Raw genomic sequence first — 17134 nt, 5'->3', positions numbered from 1 at the left:
CTCGTTACAACGGGAATGCGGCCAGCGGCGCGTGAATGCAAGCGCCGCCGCGCCACTCAGTTCGGTCGCAGCTTGTCCAGGCGATCGGTCAACGCCACCCAGAACGCGGCGGGCAACTCGGCACGCAGCGGAACCGCGTAGTGCCAGTCGTTGCCGAACGCCCGGCATTTCACCGCATCCTTTTCGGTCATCAGTACCGGCAACTGGCTGCCGAAGGACAGGTCCTGCGGCTGGTAGGCCTGGTGGTCGGCAAACGCATGCGGCACCACGCCGATCCCGCGCGCGCGCAGCATGTCGAAGAAGCGCTGTGGATGGGCGATGCCGGCCACCGCGTGCACGCGCTGGCCCTTGAAGTACGCCAGCGGGCGCGCGCGGCCACCGGCCAGCGGCTGCGCACTGTCGATGTGCAGGGACATTGGCCACTGGCCGAAGCCACAGGCCTGTGCCGCGGTCTCCTCATCGGCCTGGCCGAGGTTGACCACGCGGAAATCGCACTCGCTCGCGCGGCTGACCGGCTCGCGCAACGGCCCGGCCGGGATCATCCGGCCATTGCCATAGCGACGCTGGGCATCGACCACTTCGATCTCGATGTCGCGCGCCAGCCGGTAGTGCTGCAAACCGTCGTCGCAGACGATCACATCGCAGCCGGCCTCGATCAGCGCCTTGCCGGCGGCGACACGGTCACGGTCCACGCGCACCGGCACGCCGGTCTTCCAGGCGATCAGCACCGGTTCGTCACCGCCCTTCGCGGTTGGCGTATCGGCCTGCACCCACAGCGGCTTGTCGGCGTCTTCGCGACCATAGCCGCGGCTGGCCACGCCCGGCTTCCAGCCGGCCGCGCGCAGGCGCTCGACCAGGGCAATCGTCAGCGGCGTCTTGCCGGTACCACCGGCGGTGATGTTGCCGACCACGATGACCGGCACCGGCAGCGAGTGGCGCTTGCGCCAGCCACGCCGATAGGCGCGCCGGCGCAGTGCGGTGACACCTGCGTACAGCGGCGCCAACAGCCGCATCGCCCACGGAACCGGGGTGCCGTCATACCAGTACGGCGGGGTCTGGGTGCCCTTGCCGGCCATCAGTCCTGCCTTTCGCGGAACTGCATGCTGTGCAGATGCTGGTACAGGCCGCCCAGTTCGAGCAGCTCCTTGTGCGTGCCGCGTTCAACGATGCGGCCATGATCCATGACCAGTACCTGGTCGGCATGCTCGATGGTCGACAGCCGGTGCGCGATGACCAGCGTGGTGCGTTCGGGCATCAGGCGCTGCAGCGCGTCCTGCACCAGGCGCTCGGATTCGTTGTCCAGCGCCGCAGTGGCTTCGTCGAGGATCAGGATCGGGGCGTCGCGCAGGATCGCGCGGGCAATCGCCAGGCGCTGGCGCTGGCCACCGGACAGCAGCGCGCCATTCTCGCCCACCGGGGTCTGCAGCTGCTGCGGCATGCGTGCGATGAACTCCCACGCGTTGGCGGCCTCGGCCGCCGCGCGGATCTGCTCGTCGGTCGCTTCCATGCCATAGGCGATGTTGGCAGCGATGGTGTCATCGAACAGCATGACCTTCTGCCCGACCATTGCCACCTGCCGGCGCAGGTCGGCCAGCGGGTAGTCGTCCAGTGCCACGCCGTCGAGGGTGATGACACCGCCGCTGGGCTCGTAGAAGCGTGGCACCAGCCGGATCAGGCTGGTCTTGCCACTGCCGGAACGGCCGACAATGGCCGTCACCGTGCCTGGCCTGGCAACGAAGCTGATGTCATCCAGGGCGATGCCGCTGTCCTCGCGGTAACGCAGCATGACGTGGTCGAACGCCAGTTCGCCCCGCACGCGCTGCACGTGTCGCTGCCCCTGGTCGCGCTCCACTGGCATGTCGAGAATGCCGAACAGGCGCTCGGCAGCAGAGACACCGCGCGAAATCGACGTCTGTACGCTGGTCAGGCGGCGCAGCGATGGAATGATGGCCATCATCGAGGTCATCAGGCCCATGAACTGGCCGGCATTGAGCCGGCCCGCCAGGGCCTCGCGGGTCGATACCCAGACGATCACCGCCAGCGCCAGTGCGGCCAGGAACTGCACCACGCTGGAGGCGGCGGCGCGGGTGACCTCGACCTTCATGTTCAGCGCCAGCATGCGGTTGGCCAGGCGCGAGTAGCGCGAGATCTCATGCTGCTGGGTGCCGTGTACCTTCACTTCCTGCTGCGCGGCCAGCGACTGCTCGGCAGTCTGCGCCATGGTGCCCATGCCGTCCTGGATGCCGCGGCTGATGCGGCGGTAGCGCTTGCCCACGTAGGACACGATGCCACCGATCAGCGGCACCACCAGCAGCATTGCCAAGGTCACCTTGACGCTCATCTGCAGCATCACCGCCAGCATCGCGATGATGGTGAGGGTGTCGGCCACCACGGTCTTCAGCGCGTCGGCGCTGGCCTGGGTGACCTGCTCGGTATCGAAGTTCAGGCGGCTGACCATCACCGGCGTCGCTTCGGTATCGAAGTGCGACGACGGCAGGTGCAGGTACTTCTGCAGCACCTGCTCACGCAGGTCGCGGACCACGCTGCGGCCAGTCTTGGCCAGCGTGTAGTCACTGACCCAGGTGGCCACGCTACGCATCAGGAACAGGCCGAGGATGGTGAGCGGCAGCACCACGGCCGCGCGCGGCTGCGGGTCGACGAAACCTTCGTTGACCAGCGGCTCCATCAGCTTGGTGAAGTGGTAGCCGGCCAGGGCCTCGACCACCATGGCGATGACCGCGCCCACCATGAACACCCAGTAGGTGCGGGTGTAGCCCAGCAGACGTTTGTAGATCGGCCACACCGGCGCGTGATGGGAACTCATGGACGCACCTCTGGCGCAGTTGCAATGGCGATACGACGGAAACCGAGTTGACCGAGCGCGTCCTGCGCGGTCACCACGGCCTGGTAGGGAGTGCGTGCGTCGGCGCGCAGCAGCACGGGCTGGCTGCGGTCACTGCCGGCCACGGACGCGATGGTCTGCTTGACCGACTCGACGTCGCTGCGCAGCACTTCCTGGTCATTGATGAAATAGCGGCCTTCGGCGTTGATCAGCACGCTGAGCGAACGCGGCGGCTCGTTGTTGGGCTGCTGGCTGGCGGTAGGCAGCTGCACCTGCAGCGTCGAGCGCGCATCGAAGGTGGTGGTGACCACGAAGAAGATGATCAGCACCAGGATGACGTCGATCAGCGGAACCAGATCGATATGCGGCTCATCCTGGGAGCGGTCATTGCCGATACGCATCGATCAGGCCTTCGCCGTCGCGGCGTTGGCCGGTCGCGCCGGCGCGGCCGGGTTCATCACCCCGGGGCGACCGTCGAGCGTGTCCAGCAGGGCACTGGCTTCCTGCTCCATTTCCACCACGTAGCCGTGGATGCGGCCCTTGAAGTAGCGATGGAACATCAGTGCCGGAATGGCCACGATCATGCCCGTGGCGGTGCACACCAGCGCCTTGCCGATACCGCCGGCCAGCTGGTTCACGTCGCCCACCCCATGGTCGAGGATGCCCAAGAACATCTGGATCATGCCGATCACCGTGCCCAGCAGGCCCAGCAGCGGGCCGGCCGAGGCAATGGTGCCCAGCGCGTTGAGGAAACGTTCCATGCGGTGCACCAGATGGCGGCCGGTGTCCTCGATGCGCTCGCGGATCTGGTCGCGCGGACGATTGCGGGCTTCCAGCGCGGCCGCCAGCAATGCCCCCAGCGGCGAGTTGGCACGCAGGGTCTGCAGGTGCGCCGGGTCAAGCTTGCCGCGTGCGGCCCAGTTGCGCACTTCCTGGCCGAGGCCGGGCGGCAGCACTTCAGTCCGCCGCAGGGACCAGAAACGCTCCAGGATGATCGCCAAAGCCAGTACGCCCAACAGCAGCAGCGGCACCATCGGCCAGCCACCGGCCTTGACCAGTTCCCACACGTTTCAACCCTCCGGCCCAACGGCCGCTTGTTTGATCGGCGATAGGATAACAGCCGACCGCGCCCGCCCAGCGGCATCCCACCACCGGGATGCATGGATACGCTGTTCACGCAGCTGCAGCCCTTGTGCGCCAAGCCATACGCGGATCGCCCCGGACTCCGCAGTGGACACCACCTCGGCTCCCTGCGCCTGCCAGCGCCGGACCACGTCCCGGCGCGGGTGGCCGAAGCGGTTCTGGTGCCCGGCCGAAACCAGCGCCAGCCGGGCTGACACCGCCGCCACCCAGGGCGCGCTGGAGCTGCCGCCGCTGCCATGGTGCGGCACCAGCACCACATCCGCCTTCAGCGCCGCCGGAGACGCCCGCAGCAGCGCCTGTTCGGCCGGGCGGCCGATGTCCCCGGGCAACAGGACCCCACCATGCGCGCTGGCCACGCGCAGCACGCAGCTGTCCTCGTTTTCAGCCCGCTGGCTGCCGGCATCCGGGTGCAGTACCTGGAAGTCGACGCCGTCCCAGCGCCAGCGCAGGCCGCGTTGACAGCGCCCGGCCCCGGCGATCGTGCTGCCCGGCGGCGCCAACAGGGGCAGCTCCGGCAACTGAAGGCGCAGGCTCGGCAGGTTGCCGGCATGATCGAGATCGTCGTGACTGATCAGCACGCGGTCGGGCCGTGCCTGCCCCAGCGCCCGCAATGACGGAACCAGGACCCGCTCGCTGCCCTCACCCCCGATCGGCGGTCCCACGTCGTACCAGAGCGCATGCCGCGCGGTACGCAGCAATACCGCCGTGCCCTGCCCGACGTCGTGCACCAGCAGCTCCAGCTCTCCCTCGGCCGGCCGCTCGCGCAACGGCCACAGCAGCGGCAGGCACAGCAGGAGGCCAGCCAGCCCGCCCCCGGCACCGCGTGGCAGCAGCCACCAGAACACGCCCAGCAGCGCCGCCGGCACTGCCCAGGCCGGTGCCTCGGCCAACCACCACATCGCCTGTGGATGCGCCGCCAGTGGCTGCAGGACCTGCCAGCTGGTTTCGAACAACCACGCCGCTGCGCGCCACGCCCAGCGCCCGGCGCCGTCATGCAGCACCTGCAGGGCGGTGCCGAGCAGCGACAAGGGCACCACCAGCAATGTCCACCACGGGATGACCGGCAGGTTCACCAGCGGCCCCAGCCAGGCGGTGCCACCGAACAAGGCGATGCCCAGCGGCAACAGGCCGACGCTGGCCACCCCTTGTGCGGCCAGGAACCCGCGCAGGTTGGCGACCACCCCACGCGGACGTCCCTGCGGCAGGCACCAGACCAGCCACAGGACGCCGCCGAAGCTGAGCCAGAAGCCCGCGGACAGCACTGACAGCGGCGCCGGCAGCAGCAGCGCCAGCGCCGCCAGTGCAAGCCCCTGCACGAGACCCAGTGGGCGCCGCCCGCTACGCGCCAGCGCCACCAGCCCGATCATCAGTGCAGTGCGCACGGTCGGCAATTCACCGCCGGCCAGCACCGCATAGCCCGCTGCGGACAGGGCCGCGGCGCAGGCCGCCGCCTGGGGGCGTGGCCAATGCCGGGCCAGCAGCGGGCACAGCCACCACAGCCCTCGACACAGCAACGCCCCCAGCCCGGCCACTACCCCGACATGGAATCCGGAAATGGCCACCAGATGGGTCAGGCCCAGCGCCCGCAGCTGATCCCAATCGGCGTCGGACAGGCCACGCGTATCGCCCAGGGCAAGTGCCTGCACGAAGCGCGCGGCTGGATGGGCCACCTGCGCGGCGATGGCGGCGCTGGTGCGTTCACGCCATGCCGGCAGGCCATGCGCGGCCTGAAGCTCGCGCGCGCTGGCCGGCGCCCGCACCGTGCCGTTGCCGGACACGCCGCGCAGCAGCGCGTGGCGTTCACCGTCGAAACCACCGGGATTGATCCGCGAACGCGGCGCCCGCACGCGCAAGGCCAGATGCCACTGCGCGCCGGCCAGGACCTGATGGCGCCCACGCCCGGCGTCGGTGGCGTCAGCGGCACGCCAGGCATCGTTCCAGGTGACCTGCAGGCGCTTGCCGCGCAGCGATGGCAGTTCGCTGCTCTCGCTGACCTGCAGCAGGAAGCGGGTGTGCGCGGCTCCATGGTCCGGCAGATCGATGACCCGTCCACTGACCACCACATCCCGTGCTGGCTGGCCTGGCGGCAGCTGTTCCTGCATTGCCCAGTGCCCGTGCAGCGCCGTCCATCCGGCACCGAACAGCACGACCGCGGGCAGGCGCCCCCGCCAACGCAGGCCCCACCCCGCCATGCCAAGCACGATCATCACCGTGCAGACCCACAGCGGCGGCAGCCGCGGCAGCTGCACGCAGGCCAGCGCCCCCAGTGTCAGCGCCGCAGCGGCGCCACTGCCCAGCAAGGGAGACGGGGAAAGCTGGACGGCCATGGGTCCAGCCTGCCGCTACCGGCGGCAGCTTGCCTATCGGGACTTGCCCCGCAAACGCGTCAGCGCCGGACGCTACCGCGATGGAAATTGACCCGGAAGCTTGCGCCGCCTCCCGCAGCCTCACCGACACTGACCGAGCCACCGTGGTGCTGCACGATCTCCTTCACCAGGTGCAGGCCCAGGCCACTGCCGCTGCCCGCCGCGCGCAGGCGATGGAACGGCTCGAAGATCGCCTCGCGGTCGCTCAATGGAATGCCCGCACCCTGATCGCTGACCTCCAGCAAGCCGCGCGCATCCAACCGCACGCAGATGGTGCCACGGCCACCACCATGCACGATCGCGTTGTGCACCAGGTTGGCAATCACCCGCCCCAGCGCCAGACTGTCGCCGTGGATCCACACCGAAGATTCCGGCGCGTCCACTTCGAATCCATAGCCGGCGCCCACCACCAACGGCGCCAGGTCCGCGGCTGCCTCACGCACCAGCAGGGCCAGGTCCAGCCGCTGCAGTGCGCCGACATTGCGGTCAAGGCGCTGCAGATCGAGCAGGTGCTCGGCAACATTGCCCAGCCGCGCCACGTCGGTCAGCAACTGCGACTTCAGCTCGCCCTGCGGCAGCTGAGACAGTCTCGCCTGCACCACGGCGATCGGCACGCGCAATTCGTGCGCCGCGTCGGCGAGGAACTTGTCGCGCGCTGCATAGCCCTGCTGCACCTTGTCGATGGCATCGTTGAAGGCTTCCACCAGCGGCGCCACTTCCGTGGAGACCAGCCGCGCATCCAGCCGCGCACCGGGCTGGCCGATATCCAGTTCCTTGGCCTGCTGCGCAGAACGGCGCACGCCGCGCATGGCACGGTGGATCACGGTCGGCATCACAAGCAGGGTGACCACGATCAGTGGCAGGAAGAACCACAGGCCGATCAGGCGCAGCACCATCAGCGCGCCATCCAGCAGCCCGCCCTTGGGCGCGCCACCGACCATCACTGTGATGCGGCGCCCGTCCTCGTTGCGGATCATCACCCGCGCCACGTCCAGGTAGGGGGGCACCAGCGAGCCCAGTTCCGTGGCGCCCACGGTCGGCAGCCGCGCGAGCATCGGCGCGTGGATGGCTGGGATGGTGCCGCGCTCGAGCCACATGCCCTTGTCATCCACCGCGGCGAACCAGAGATTTCCCCCGGCGTTGGCATCGAGCTTGTCCCAGCGCGCCTGGTCCAGCACCAGGCGCCCGCCTTCGCTGTGCACCGCCTTGGCCACCGCCTCGGCAACGAACATGTCCATGCCCCAGGAGTCCTTGTCACCCCAGGTCAGGATCAATGCGACCACCGCGAACAGTACGGTGAAGGCCTGCGCCAGGAAGAGGCGCCAAGCCAGGCCAAGGGTGATCGAACGGATCGGACGGGCCATCTCAGGCCTCCGCCAGCAGGTAGCCGACGCCGCGGATCACATGGATCTCCACCCCCGCCCCGGCCTGCTGCAGCGCTTTGCGCAGCTTGGAGATATGCGCATCGAGCGCATTGGATTGGATCTCATCATCGAACCCGTACACTGCAGCCTCCAGGGCACTGCGGGTAACCGTGCGGCCCTGCCGCATCGCCAACGCCTGCAGCACCAGCACCTGCCGACGTGGCAATGCCAGGGGCTGGCCCTCCACCTGTGCCTGCAGCGATTCGAAATCGAACTCGAGCCGCCCCAGCCGCAGGCTCGGCGTCACCATCGCCGAAGGCCTGCGCGATACAGCGCGGATGCGTGCCATCAGTTCCTCGATCGCCACCGGCTTGACCAGATAGTCATCGGCACCGACGTCCAGGCCTTCGACCTTGTCCGACAGCGTCCCCTTGGCGGTGAGCATGATCACCGCCAGGTTCGGCCGCAGCGCACGCGCCGAGGCGACGAATCCGGCGCCATCGCCATCGGGCAGCTGGCGATCGAGCAACAGCAGCTGGTGTACCGGTTCGCGCAACGCGAGCGCGGCCTCGGCCAGGCTGCCGACCACATCGGCGACCACGCCCTGCCGCTCCAGGCCCGATTGCAGGGCGCGGGACAGATCAGGATCGTCTTCGACCAGGAGGATGCGCATCAGGGACTCGTCAACCGGAAACGCTGCCGATCATAGTGCCTGGCGCTATGGTTTTGCGCCCATGCATGCCAGCGGTTGCAGGCGCAATGTTCTGACAATGTTGCCCCTTCAGCATGCGCAGCCATCACCCGCAATGTGGCCGAACGATGCTGTCGCTGCCCCTGACAAGGACCCCCATGGCCTCCGTCTCCCCCACCGCAGAAGCCCACGCGATCCTGCGTGCACCGGACCTGGACAGCGCAGAACGCGCCTATCTGGGACTGATGCCCGACCTTGAACACGTGAATGCACTGGCCCGCCGTGCAGTAGGCCTGTCACGCGTTGCCGACGCGGCACGCGGCTATGCGTTGTCGATGACTCTGGTCGGACTGCGCCTGCAGGAGCTGGAGATGGGCGAGCCAACGGCCAGGGAACATCGCCAGGCCACCCTGCGCAGCCTGCGCCAGGCCTTCAGCGCCTGACAGCACCCGCACAGGCACTGCCGCCGCACTGGCGGCAGCGGGAGTGATCGGGTCAGCAGGTCCCGCCACCCGGCAGGCCCGGCGCGGCAGCGTCATTCAGCGCAGCGTGGTCCACGCCAGCAGCGCGCTCAGGATTGCGACCCAGATCACTGCCTTGAACGTGCCTTCCAGCATGTTGCCGCCGAACAGGCGTTCCATGAGCGGATTGGGCCTGGACACCGGGACGTGATCACTCATGCGGCAGTTCCTTGCAGTAATTGCGCAGTTGCGCAGTAGCGCCGAGTCTACGCCTGCGCGGCCCGGATTCATCGCCATCTGCCTGCCTTTGGCGGCCCAATCCCCGCCTTCGTCGCAGGCCGGCTGCGGTGCCCGGCCGACCCTGCCAGCCTGCATGCACTTTCCCGCTGGAGCACCGTGCCATGCCGATGCTTGCCCTGATCCTGCTGTTCTCCAGCCTGTTCGGCGACGGCTGCGGGCCCACCGAGGATGCCCTGCGCAGCCAGATCCTGCGCACCGAGGATCGGCAGGCCATGCATGAAGCGCAGCCCCTTCAGCTCTATCACCTGCGCCAGGACCGCGTGCTGCGGCTGGGCAGCCAGCAATCGACAGACGACACTGGCGCCAGCCCTCATCCTGCGCTGGCCCGGGTAGGTGTGGCGCAGCTGTGGGAACGCGTCGACGGCCAGTGGCGCATCCAGCGTTCGATCAGCATTACCCACTGATTTCATTCCACTGAACCGGCACGGATGCAGCTTCGCGGGAACGCCAGGCTCCCCGGAACGAAAAAAGCCGGCCCCGGGGCCGGCTTTCATCGTTTCCACCACTTCACCGGCAACGCCGGGAGCAGGTGGTGGGCGGTACAGGGTTCGAACCTGTGACCCCTACCATGTCAAGGTAGTGCTCTACCGCTGAGCTAACCGCCCATCTTGTTCTTGCCGCCCGAAGGCTGGCCTTGTTACGTAAAAACCCGGCGCCAGGGCCGGGCTTTGCAGTTCACGACAGCCCTCTTCCGAGGACTTCGTGGTGGGCGGTACAGGGTTCGAACCTGTGACCCCTACCATGTCAAGGTAGTGCTCTACCGCTGAGCTAACCGCCCGTTTTGCTTCTGCATTTCCGCGATTGCGTCGGTGCAGGCCGCGTATATTACGGATGCGGGCCGTGAAGCGCAACACTTTTGTGAAGATGATGCTGCACTGCCACGTTCAGCCCAGGCTGGCTTCCTTCAGCTGCCGGATCTGGTCACGCACCCGTGCGGCATCTTCGAATTCCAGGTCCTTGGCGTGCTGGTACATCTGTTGTTCCAGCGCCTTGAGACGGGTCGCCAGCTGCGCCGGAGACAGCGAACGATAGTCGGCCGCTTCTTCGGCCACACTCGCCCGGCCCTTGCCCTTACCCTTCTTGGCTTCCTTCTCGGCGGCATCCGAACGCGCGCCTTCGAGGACATCGACGATCGGGCGCGCCACCGAGCGCGGCACGATGCCATGTTCTTCGTTGTACTCGACCTGCTTGGCACGGCGCCGGTCGGTCTCATCGATCGCCGCCTGCATCGAGCGGGTGATCTTGTCGGCGTACAGGATCGCCTTGCCGCGCACGTTGCGTGCGGCGCGGCCGATGGTCTGGATCAGCGAGCCGGTGGAGCGCAGGAAGCCTTCCTTGTCGGCATCGAGGATCGCCACCAGCGATACCTCGGGCATGTCCAGGCCTTCACGCAGCAGGTTGATGCCGACCAGCACGTCGAACTTGCCCAGGCGCAGGTCGCGGATGATCTCCACGCGCTCGACCGTATCCACGTCCGAGTGCAGGTAGCGCACGCGGATACCGTGTTCGGTGAGGTACTCGGTGAGGTTTTCAGCCATGCGCTTGGTCAGCGTGGTGACCAGCACGCGGTCGCCCGCCTTGATGCGCGCGTTGGCCTCGCTCATCAGGTCGTCGACCTGGGTACCGACCGGCCGGATCTCCACCACCGGGTCGATCAGGCCGGTTGGGCGCACCACCAGTTCGGTGATCTCGTCACCGGCTTCACGCAGTTCATAGGGCCCGGGCGTGGCCGACACGTAGATGCTGCGCGGGCAGCGCTCCTCCCATTCCTCGAAGCGCAGCGGGCGGTTGTCCAGCGCCGACGGCAGGCGGAAACCGAACTCAACCAGGGTTTCCTTGCGCGAGCGGTCACCCTTGAACATGGCGCCGATCTGCGGAATGGTCACATGCGATTCGTCGATCACCAGCAGCGCATCCGGCGGCAGGTAGTCGAACAGGGTCGGTGGCGGCTCGCCGGCATTCTTGCCGGTCAGGTGCCGCGAGTAGTTCTCGATGCCGTTGCAGTAACCGACCTCGGCCATCATTTCCAGGTCGAACTGCGTGCGCTGCGCCAGGCGCTGCGCCTCCACCAGCTTGTTCTGCGCGTAGAGCTGCTCCAGCCGCTCCTTCAGCTCTACCTTGATCGTCTCGATCGCCGCCAGCACGCGCTCGCGCGTGGTCGCATAGTGGGTCTTCGGGTAGACCGTGAAGCGCTGCATGTTGCGCAGCGTCTCGCCGGTGAGCGGATCGAACAGGGTGATCTTCTCGACCTCGCCATCGAACAGTTCGAGGCGCAGTGCTTCGCTGTCCGACTCGGCCGGGAACACGTCGATCACTTCGCCGCGCACGCGGAAGGTACCGCGCTGCAGCTCGTACTCATTGCGCGTGTACTGCAGCTGGGTCAGGTGGTTGATCAGGTCGCGCTGGTCAATGCGCTCGCCCTTGGACAGGATCAGGCGCAGTGAAAGGTAGTCTTCCGGCGCACCCAGGCCATAGATCGCGGACACCGTGGCCACCACGATCGCGTCCGGGCGCGACAGCAGGGTCTTGGTCGCGGCCAGCCGCATCTGCTCGATGTGTTCGTTGATCGAACTGTCCTTCTCGATGAAGGTGTCCGACGACGGCACGTAGGCTTCGGGCTGGTAGTAGTCGTAATAACTGACGAAGTACTCCACCGCGTTGTGCGGGAAGAACGCCTTGAACTCGCCATACAGCTGCGCCGCCAGCGTCTTGTTCGGTGCCATGATCAGCGTCGGCTTCTGAACGTTCTGGATGACGTTGGCGATGGTGTAGGTCTTGCCCGAGCCGGTCACGCCCAGCAGGGTCTGCTTGGCGATGCCGGCCTCGAAGTTGCTGGTCAGCTTCGCGATGGCGTTGGGCTGGTCGCCCGCCGGCGAATACGGCGAGACAAGTTCAAAACTGTCGCTCATGGTGTTGCCAGTTCCCGGGAAGGGTCAGTATACGGGGCGAGGGGTGACGGCCGGCTGAGGGGTCTCCGGGCAGACCGCTACGGGGATTCCCGATGGCGGCCGCACAGCCGGGCGCGGAGGCTGGATGCATGCGCACTGCCCAAGCCCCCTGCCCGCTCGGCCCCCGCTCTGCGCGGGGCGTGCACCTGACCGAACTGCTGGTGGTCATCACTGTGCTGGCGGTGCTGCTGGCCGCGTCCTGGCCGGCGCTGCAGCCCCTGCTGCTGCGGCAACGCGCCGATGCACTGCAACTGACCCTGCATGCCAGCCTGTCCGGCGCACGCAGCGAGGCCGTGCGCAGACGGGAGCTGATCGGCCTCTGCGCCAGTGTCGACGGCCGGCACTGCAGTGACGACTGGAGCGCCGGCTGGATCATCTACCGCAGCGGCGACCAGCGCGGGGAGCCTGCCTCGCCGGAGGCGATCCTGAGCCACCACACCGGGCGCTCGGACGTCTCGATCCTTGCCCAGGCCAGCAGCGGGCGTCCGCTGCTGTTCTTCCAGGCAGATGGACGCAGCCCGGGGGCCAACCTGACCCTGCGCATCTGCGCGGGCAACCAGCTGCATGGCGCATTGATCGTCAACAATGGCGGCCGCGTCCGGAGTGAGCGCGTGAACCGCGATACGCCCTGCTGAATGCCTGCGCAGAAAAGCAGAAGCCGCGATTTCTCGCGGCTTCTGCAGTATCTGGCGCCCGAAGTTGGACTCGAACCAACGACCCCCTGATTAACAGTCAAGTGCTCTAACCGGCTGAGCTATTCGGGCGGGGAGGCGCATTGTACTGGTCGATTACAGGAAGATCAACACCTGTTTCACCAGCAGCTGGCAACGCCACCGTCGGCCGTCTTGCGGTTGGCCTGGTCCACGCTCAACTTGCCACAGCTGTCCTTGGCCTGCGTGCCCTGCGGGGTGGCGGTGATGGTGAAGCTGGTGCCGTCTCCCTTGTAATCCAGGTTGTAGCGCGCAGTCCCTCCATCACGCGGCGACACCTTGGTCGGCAGTGCGTAGCCGGTGTAGGAGTTGTTGCTGGTGTGGTAGCGCTCCGCACGCTGCGCATACTCGGCCAGGTCCGCCTTCACCACGGCGCGATGCGATCGGCGCACGTACTCCTGGTAAGACGGAATGGCGATCGCCGCCAGGATGCCGATGACGATCACCACGATCATCAATTCAATGAGCGTGAAGCCAGCCGCGCGGCGAGGCATGGGAGTGTGCAACATGGGCGTGGATCCTCGCACTTGGGTTACTGGAGCTGGCGCCAGGACTGGCGACCGCACGGGTAAGGCAGATACAGCGACTGGCTGCCCGCAGCACCCACCGCCATCCAGCAGGAGCTGCCACCAGGCGGTGCCTTGTTGTCCGTCGGACGTGGCAACACCGACAGCGAAACGTCACGCACCGGCGCGGTTCCTCCTGTCTTCAATGCAATGGCCGCGGTGCCGGAGGCGGGTCGGCTGCCGGTCGGCGAGCCATAACGGACGTTCTCCAGCATTGGCAGGCCGCTGATCGACGACAACCCGAACAGCCAGTTCGAACCACTGGTCGAACAGCCAACCGTTTCCATGTTGGGTACATAGGTCGGCATGAAGACAATGCCACTGACCAGGATCGGGTTACCTACTGCGCGTTCACCGTTGCCGGCAGGCAGCTGGATCATCCAGCCGCGGGCGTTGGCCGGCGCCGCACCCGCGGTGATCTTGCGCTCATCAACGCCTGCAGCGGCGGCCGCGGCCGTGTACGGTACCAGGTTGGCAGCGGTCACCGTCGAGGTCACCGTCTTGCCCGACAGATCGTTCACGGCGTACAGCGCCTGCTGCGACTTGTCATCCTTGTCGCTGGTGAAGGAGAAGCTGCCGGTGCCGAAGTAAAGCATCACGCCGCCCGAAGGACCGGTCGCGGCGGTCATGCCACCGGTGATCGGCTGACGGTAGGTCCTGTTGGAGGAGTCCTGGGCAACCTGGCTGGTGAACATCGGCACGGTCAACGTGGTATTCGCACTGCTGGTCAGGTCGAACTTCCACACGGCGCCACGCTGATCGGCGGCATAGACGGTGTCGGCCAGGCCATCACGACCGCGCGCATCCTGGTTGGTACCGGTCCAACGATCGACAACGACCACATTGCCCAATCCGTTGTCACCGGAGATGCCAGCGCCCGAGGTACCCTCGACGGCTTCGATCATCCGGATGTCGCCACTGGCCATATCGACCACGAACAACACCGCCTTGCCGTTGGCGCTGCCGTAGCCATTACCGAAGATCGCCTTCCAGGCCACGCCGGTGCCACTCTTCACCGGCACGATCACCGGCTTGCCCAGCACGAAACCGATGTTGTTGCGCACCTCATCCCGCAGCGACGAATTGATGTCACTGATTTCCCACAGCACGTTGCCGGTGCCGAAGCTGCCCGGCGTGGTGACGTCCAGTGCGAACACCGAACGGCCACCCGCACCCGTGGTGCCTACCAGGCTGGTCTGCCAGGCGGTGCCGTTGAACGTATCGGACACCGTCACCGGACCATCGACGTAGTAACGATGACGGAAGGTCTGGTCGGCCGTGTCGGACTTGTAGGGGAACAGCAGGTTGGCCATGTGGCCCAGCGCGGTGGCCGGGATGTAGGCAAAGCTCTCCGTGCCACCGGTGCCGTCCTGCTTGGCATCGGCCTTCATGCCGCCGTCGAAGGCGTGCAGCATGCCGTCATTGGCGCCGACATAGACCATGTACCGCTGCGACTTGGCCTTGGTGGCCAGGTAGTCCGTATAGCTCTTTGCGTAGGTGCCACCCAACTGGCGGTAACCGTAGTCGTCCAGCGGCGAGCTCACCACCGGCGCCGAATTGACGATGTCACCCAGCGGCGTGGTGCGGTCACGATACTTGCCACCGTTGCGGACTTCGGTCGAGCTGTCGGCACTGAGATAGTTGATCGCGCTGGCCAGATCAGCCTTGATCGCCGTCAGCTTGTCGGTGGAGCACACCAGCATCGTCGCGTACTTGCCGTCAGGCTTGCTGCACAGGTCCTGCAGGCTGATGCGGGCGCTGTTGAAATCCACGGGCGAACCCAGCTTGTTGGCGACGATCCGGCGGCCGGACGATGTCAGGCGGCTGGAGGCTTCCCACACCTCGGTGAGCTCGGCCACCTGGTTGGCGTTGACCTTGACGCTGGACGCGGTCAGCTTGCTCGACCAATCAGTGCCGCTGTTGGTGATGTCATAACGCGGGGTGACCGCCAACGAGCCGGTACCGATGCGTGCACCACTGATACCGATCGTGCCTGAAGGCGACGCACCACCGGTGATCGAGGACAGTACCCGGCGCATGGCCTCGGTGACGTCGGCCGGCGTCTGCGCATTGATGAACTCGCCACGGCTGTTGACGGCCGCGTGCCACAGTTCATCGATGACCGTACCGTCGTCGACATTCAGCGGGTTGCCGTTGCCAGCCCAGTTCGGCGGGTTCTTGTAGGGATCATCGGTCGCTGCCTGGTTGACGCCATAGATCTTGCCCTGCGCGCCCAGGGTCACGCCGTAGAAGTTCATGTGCAGGTCGGTCTGGCAGTCCAGGCGCTTCCAGTCCGGGCTGCTCTTGTCCAGCGAACTGCACTTGTCACTGACCGGCACCTGGCCGGCCGGGAAGCTGGTGCCGGTGCGCAGGGGTGTGCGGGCGCCGGCATAGGCCGCCGCCGCGATGTCGGCGATGGTATTGCTGTAGCCATCGGCGAACGGAATGGACGGCAGGTGCGTGGAATTCACCGAGTCCGCATCACCGAACGATCCGTTGGGTGCATTGCCGGAGTTGGTGTAGCCGTCGGTGAACAGCATGCCGCCATTGCGCTGGCAGGCCAGCTGCACGGGGGCGTCGGCATCGGTACGACGGAACTGGTCGACCAGATATTCAACCGCGCGGCGGTTGGGCGTGCCGCCATTGCCGGTGAGCGTGTAGATCTGCTTGTAGAGATCGGCACGATTGGTGACCATGTCATACATGGTCGCGTTGCTGAGCTTGTTGATGGTGAAGTAGCCCACGCGCATCGTATCGACGCTCACCAGGGCGGCAGTCGACGAACCGACGATGGCCAGCACGCGATTGCGGTGATACTGGAACCAGTTGGAGAAATTCTGGATCGCGGCGTTGTAGGCGGCCGGGCTCGAGTAGTTGCCCGACTTGATCTGGTAGCGGCGCATGTCGCAGCCCGGACCACAGGCACCCTTGATCACCGGGCGACTGGCGTCGTCGGTCTTGTATCCGTCCGGTGCAGGCGCTGCGGCCGGCAGGTAGAAGGTGGCCGGGAAGTAGCTGATCGCGTATGTGGTATTGCCGGTGTTGCTGATCGCAGCGGTCTTCCACCCGCCATCCCACCAGCTGTCGACATAGTATTCATTGCCGGTGCCGGAAAGGTCGGGAATCCGCATGCCGCTGACGAACTGGAACTTCTCCGACGTCTCGGCGCGATTGACGGTCATGTTGTACACGGCATTGTAGCCGCGCTGCCCGGACCGGGGATCGGCGCGGGTCTGGGTGATCGAGGCATTCGGCCACAGCGTGCCGTCGGCATTGGTCCACGGCCGGTAGGTCACTGCCGGATTGAAGTAACTGGCGTTGTAGACATGCGAACGCGCGAAACCGTAGATGTCCAACGGCGGAATGGCCCGGCCCGGTGAATATTCCTTGTTGAATTCCGCGTGCGGGTAAAGGTAGAGGTAACAGTCCACCGAGTTGTTGGCACACGCCGAGCCCACGCTGAAGAAGCTTCCGTCGTTGTTGAAGAAGCTGTTGGTGTTGCTGTTCCAGCGCATGCGGCCGTCACCACCGGGGAACATGCGCTCGAAGTTCATCGAACCCGAATCGTCCACCGCCATGATGAACGCCGGTGTCGCGCGGGTCTGCACGTTCATCGGCTCCTGTGCCAGTACGCCCTGCGCCTGTGCGGCAAACAAGGTATGCGCCAGATAGCCGCCAGCGGCCAACACGGCAAGGCCAACGCCTGCCAGGATCCTGCGGTTGCGAGTGTTCATGGGTTCCCC

The 17134-nt window shown here is 66.5% G+C and carries 14 protein-coding genes and 3 tRNA genes; 3 read left to right on the top strand and 14 right to left on the bottom strand.

Features of this window, described 5'->3' with window-relative positions; all coding sequences use genetic code 11:
- Window positions 1-56: 56 nt before the first annotated feature.
- From lpxK to AC5P7X_RS03750, 7 genes are read right to left on the bottom strand one after another with little or no spacing between them, the layout of a single operon-like run.
- On the bottom strand, window positions 57-1076 hold the full coding sequence (gene lpxK / locus AC5P7X_RS03780; protein WP_065177370.1) for a tetraacyldisaccharide 4'-kinase: 1020 nt from the start codon (window positions 1074-1076) through the stop codon (window positions 57-59).
- Window positions 1076-2824 carry a lipid A export permease/ATP-binding protein MsbA gene (gene msbA / locus AC5P7X_RS03775; protein ID WP_053500520.1) on the bottom strand — a complete coding sequence of 583 codons (1749 nt, stop codon included), beginning with the start codon at window positions 2822-2824 and terminating at the stop codon, window positions 1076-1078. Before msbA ends, lpxK begins: the two co-directional genes overlap by 1 nt.
- On the bottom strand, window positions 2821-3243 hold the full coding sequence (locus AC5P7X_RS03770; protein WP_005415977.1) for an ExbD/TolR family protein: 423 nt from the start codon (window positions 3241-3243) through the stop codon (window positions 2821-2823). The genes msbA and AC5P7X_RS03770 overlap by 4 nt, the downstream gene beginning before the upstream one ends.
- Before the next feature lie 3 nt (window positions 3244-3246).
- Window positions 3247-3909, bottom strand: coding sequence for a MotA/TolQ/ExbB proton channel family protein (locus AC5P7X_RS03765; protein WP_005415976.1), 663 nt, complete (start codon window positions 3907-3909; stop codon window positions 3247-3249).
- Between the two features lie 3 nt (window positions 3910-3912).
- Entirely contained in the window at window positions 3913-6312 is a 2400-nt protein-coding gene (locus tag AC5P7X_RS03760; RefSeq protein WP_495214429.1) for a DNA internalization-related competence protein ComEC/Rec2, read from the bottom strand.
- Between the two features lie 59 nt (window positions 6313-6371).
- Complete coding sequence (locus AC5P7X_RS03755; protein WP_495214428.1) at window positions 6372-7715, bottom strand: sensor histidine kinase; 1344 nt, start codon at window positions 7713-7715, stop codon at window positions 6372-6374.
- A gap of 1 nt (window position 7716) precedes the next feature.
- Complete coding sequence (locus AC5P7X_RS03750; RefSeq protein WP_049415866.1) at window positions 7717-8388, bottom strand: response regulator transcription factor; 672 nt, start codon at window positions 8386-8388, stop codon at window positions 7717-7719.
- 176 nt (window positions 8389-8564) lie between these two features.
- On the opposite strand from AC5P7X_RS03750, the gene AC5P7X_RS03745 reads away from it, so the two are divergent.
- Window positions 8565-8849, top strand: a complete 285-nt coding sequence (locus tag AC5P7X_RS03745; RefSeq protein ID WP_053500526.1) for a hypothetical protein — start codon at window positions 8565-8567, stop codon at window positions 8847-8849.
- A gap of 96 nt (window positions 8850-8945) precedes the next feature.
- On the opposite strand, the gene AC5P7X_RS03740 is transcribed toward AC5P7X_RS03745, so the two are convergent.
- Window positions 8946-9086: a hypothetical protein gene (locus AC5P7X_RS03740; RefSeq protein ID WP_171955946.1), complete on the bottom strand. Its 141-nt coding sequence runs from the start codon at window positions 9084-9086 to the stop codon at window positions 8946-8948.
- A 182-nt stretch (window positions 9087-9268) separates the two neighbouring features.
- Here AC5P7X_RS03740 and AC5P7X_RS03735 point away from each other — a divergent pair, with 182 nt between their 5' ends.
- Window positions 9269-9571, top strand: coding sequence for a hypothetical protein (locus AC5P7X_RS03735; protein WP_053500528.1), 303 nt, complete (start codon window positions 9269-9271; stop codon window positions 9569-9571).
- A 126-nt stretch (window positions 9572-9697) separates the two neighbouring features.
- On the opposite strand, the gene AC5P7X_RS03730 is transcribed toward AC5P7X_RS03735, so the two are convergent.
- From AC5P7X_RS03730 to uvrB, 3 genes are all read right to left on the bottom strand, one after another.
- Window positions 9698-9772 (bottom strand) — tRNA-Val (locus AC5P7X_RS03730).
- Between the two features lie 98 nt (window positions 9773-9870).
- Window positions 9871-9945: transfer RNA gene (locus AC5P7X_RS03725), tRNA-Val, on the bottom strand.
- A 106-nt stretch (window positions 9946-10051) separates the two neighbouring features.
- The gene (uvrB, locus tag AC5P7X_RS03720; RefSeq protein ID WP_005415968.1) at window positions 10052-12076 is read right to left on the bottom strand and encodes an excinuclease ABC subunit UvrB; all 2025 of its coding nucleotides are present in this window, start codon (window positions 12074-12076) and stop codon (window positions 10052-10054) included.
- A gap of 128 nt (window positions 12077-12204) precedes the next feature.
- On the opposite strand from uvrB, the gene AC5P7X_RS03715 reads away from it, so the two are divergent.
- Complete coding sequence (locus tag AC5P7X_RS03715; protein WP_005415967.1) at window positions 12205-12750, top strand: GspH/FimT family pseudopilin; 546 nt, start codon at window positions 12205-12207, stop codon at window positions 12748-12750.
- Window positions 12751-12802: 52 nt separating this feature from the next.
- On the opposite strand, the gene AC5P7X_RS03710 is transcribed toward AC5P7X_RS03715, so the two are convergent.
- The 3 genes from AC5P7X_RS03710 to AC5P7X_RS03700 all read right to left on the bottom strand — a co-directional run bounded on the left by AC5P7X_RS03710 (window position 12803) and on the right by AC5P7X_RS03700 (window position 17125).
- Window positions 12803-12879: transfer RNA gene (locus AC5P7X_RS03710), tRNA-Asn, on the bottom strand.
- Between the two features lie 47 nt (window positions 12880-12926).
- Window positions 12927-13334: a type IV pilin protein gene (locus tag AC5P7X_RS03705; protein ID WP_005415966.1), complete on the bottom strand. Its 408-nt coding sequence runs from the start codon at window positions 13332-13334 to the stop codon at window positions 12927-12929.
- 23 nt (window positions 13335-13357) lie between these two features.
- Window positions 13358-17125: a pilus assembly protein gene (locus tag AC5P7X_RS03700; RefSeq protein ID WP_495214427.1), complete on the bottom strand. Its 3768-nt coding sequence runs from the start codon at window positions 17123-17125 to the stop codon at window positions 13358-13360.
- Between the last annotated feature and the right edge of the window lie 9 nt (window positions 17126-17134).

This window comes from Stenotrophomonas sp. YJH_SMC_53 (genome assembly GCF_059369995.1).
Note: the sequence above shows the minus strand (reverse complement) of the source record. Positions and strands in the feature narration are given on the sequence as shown.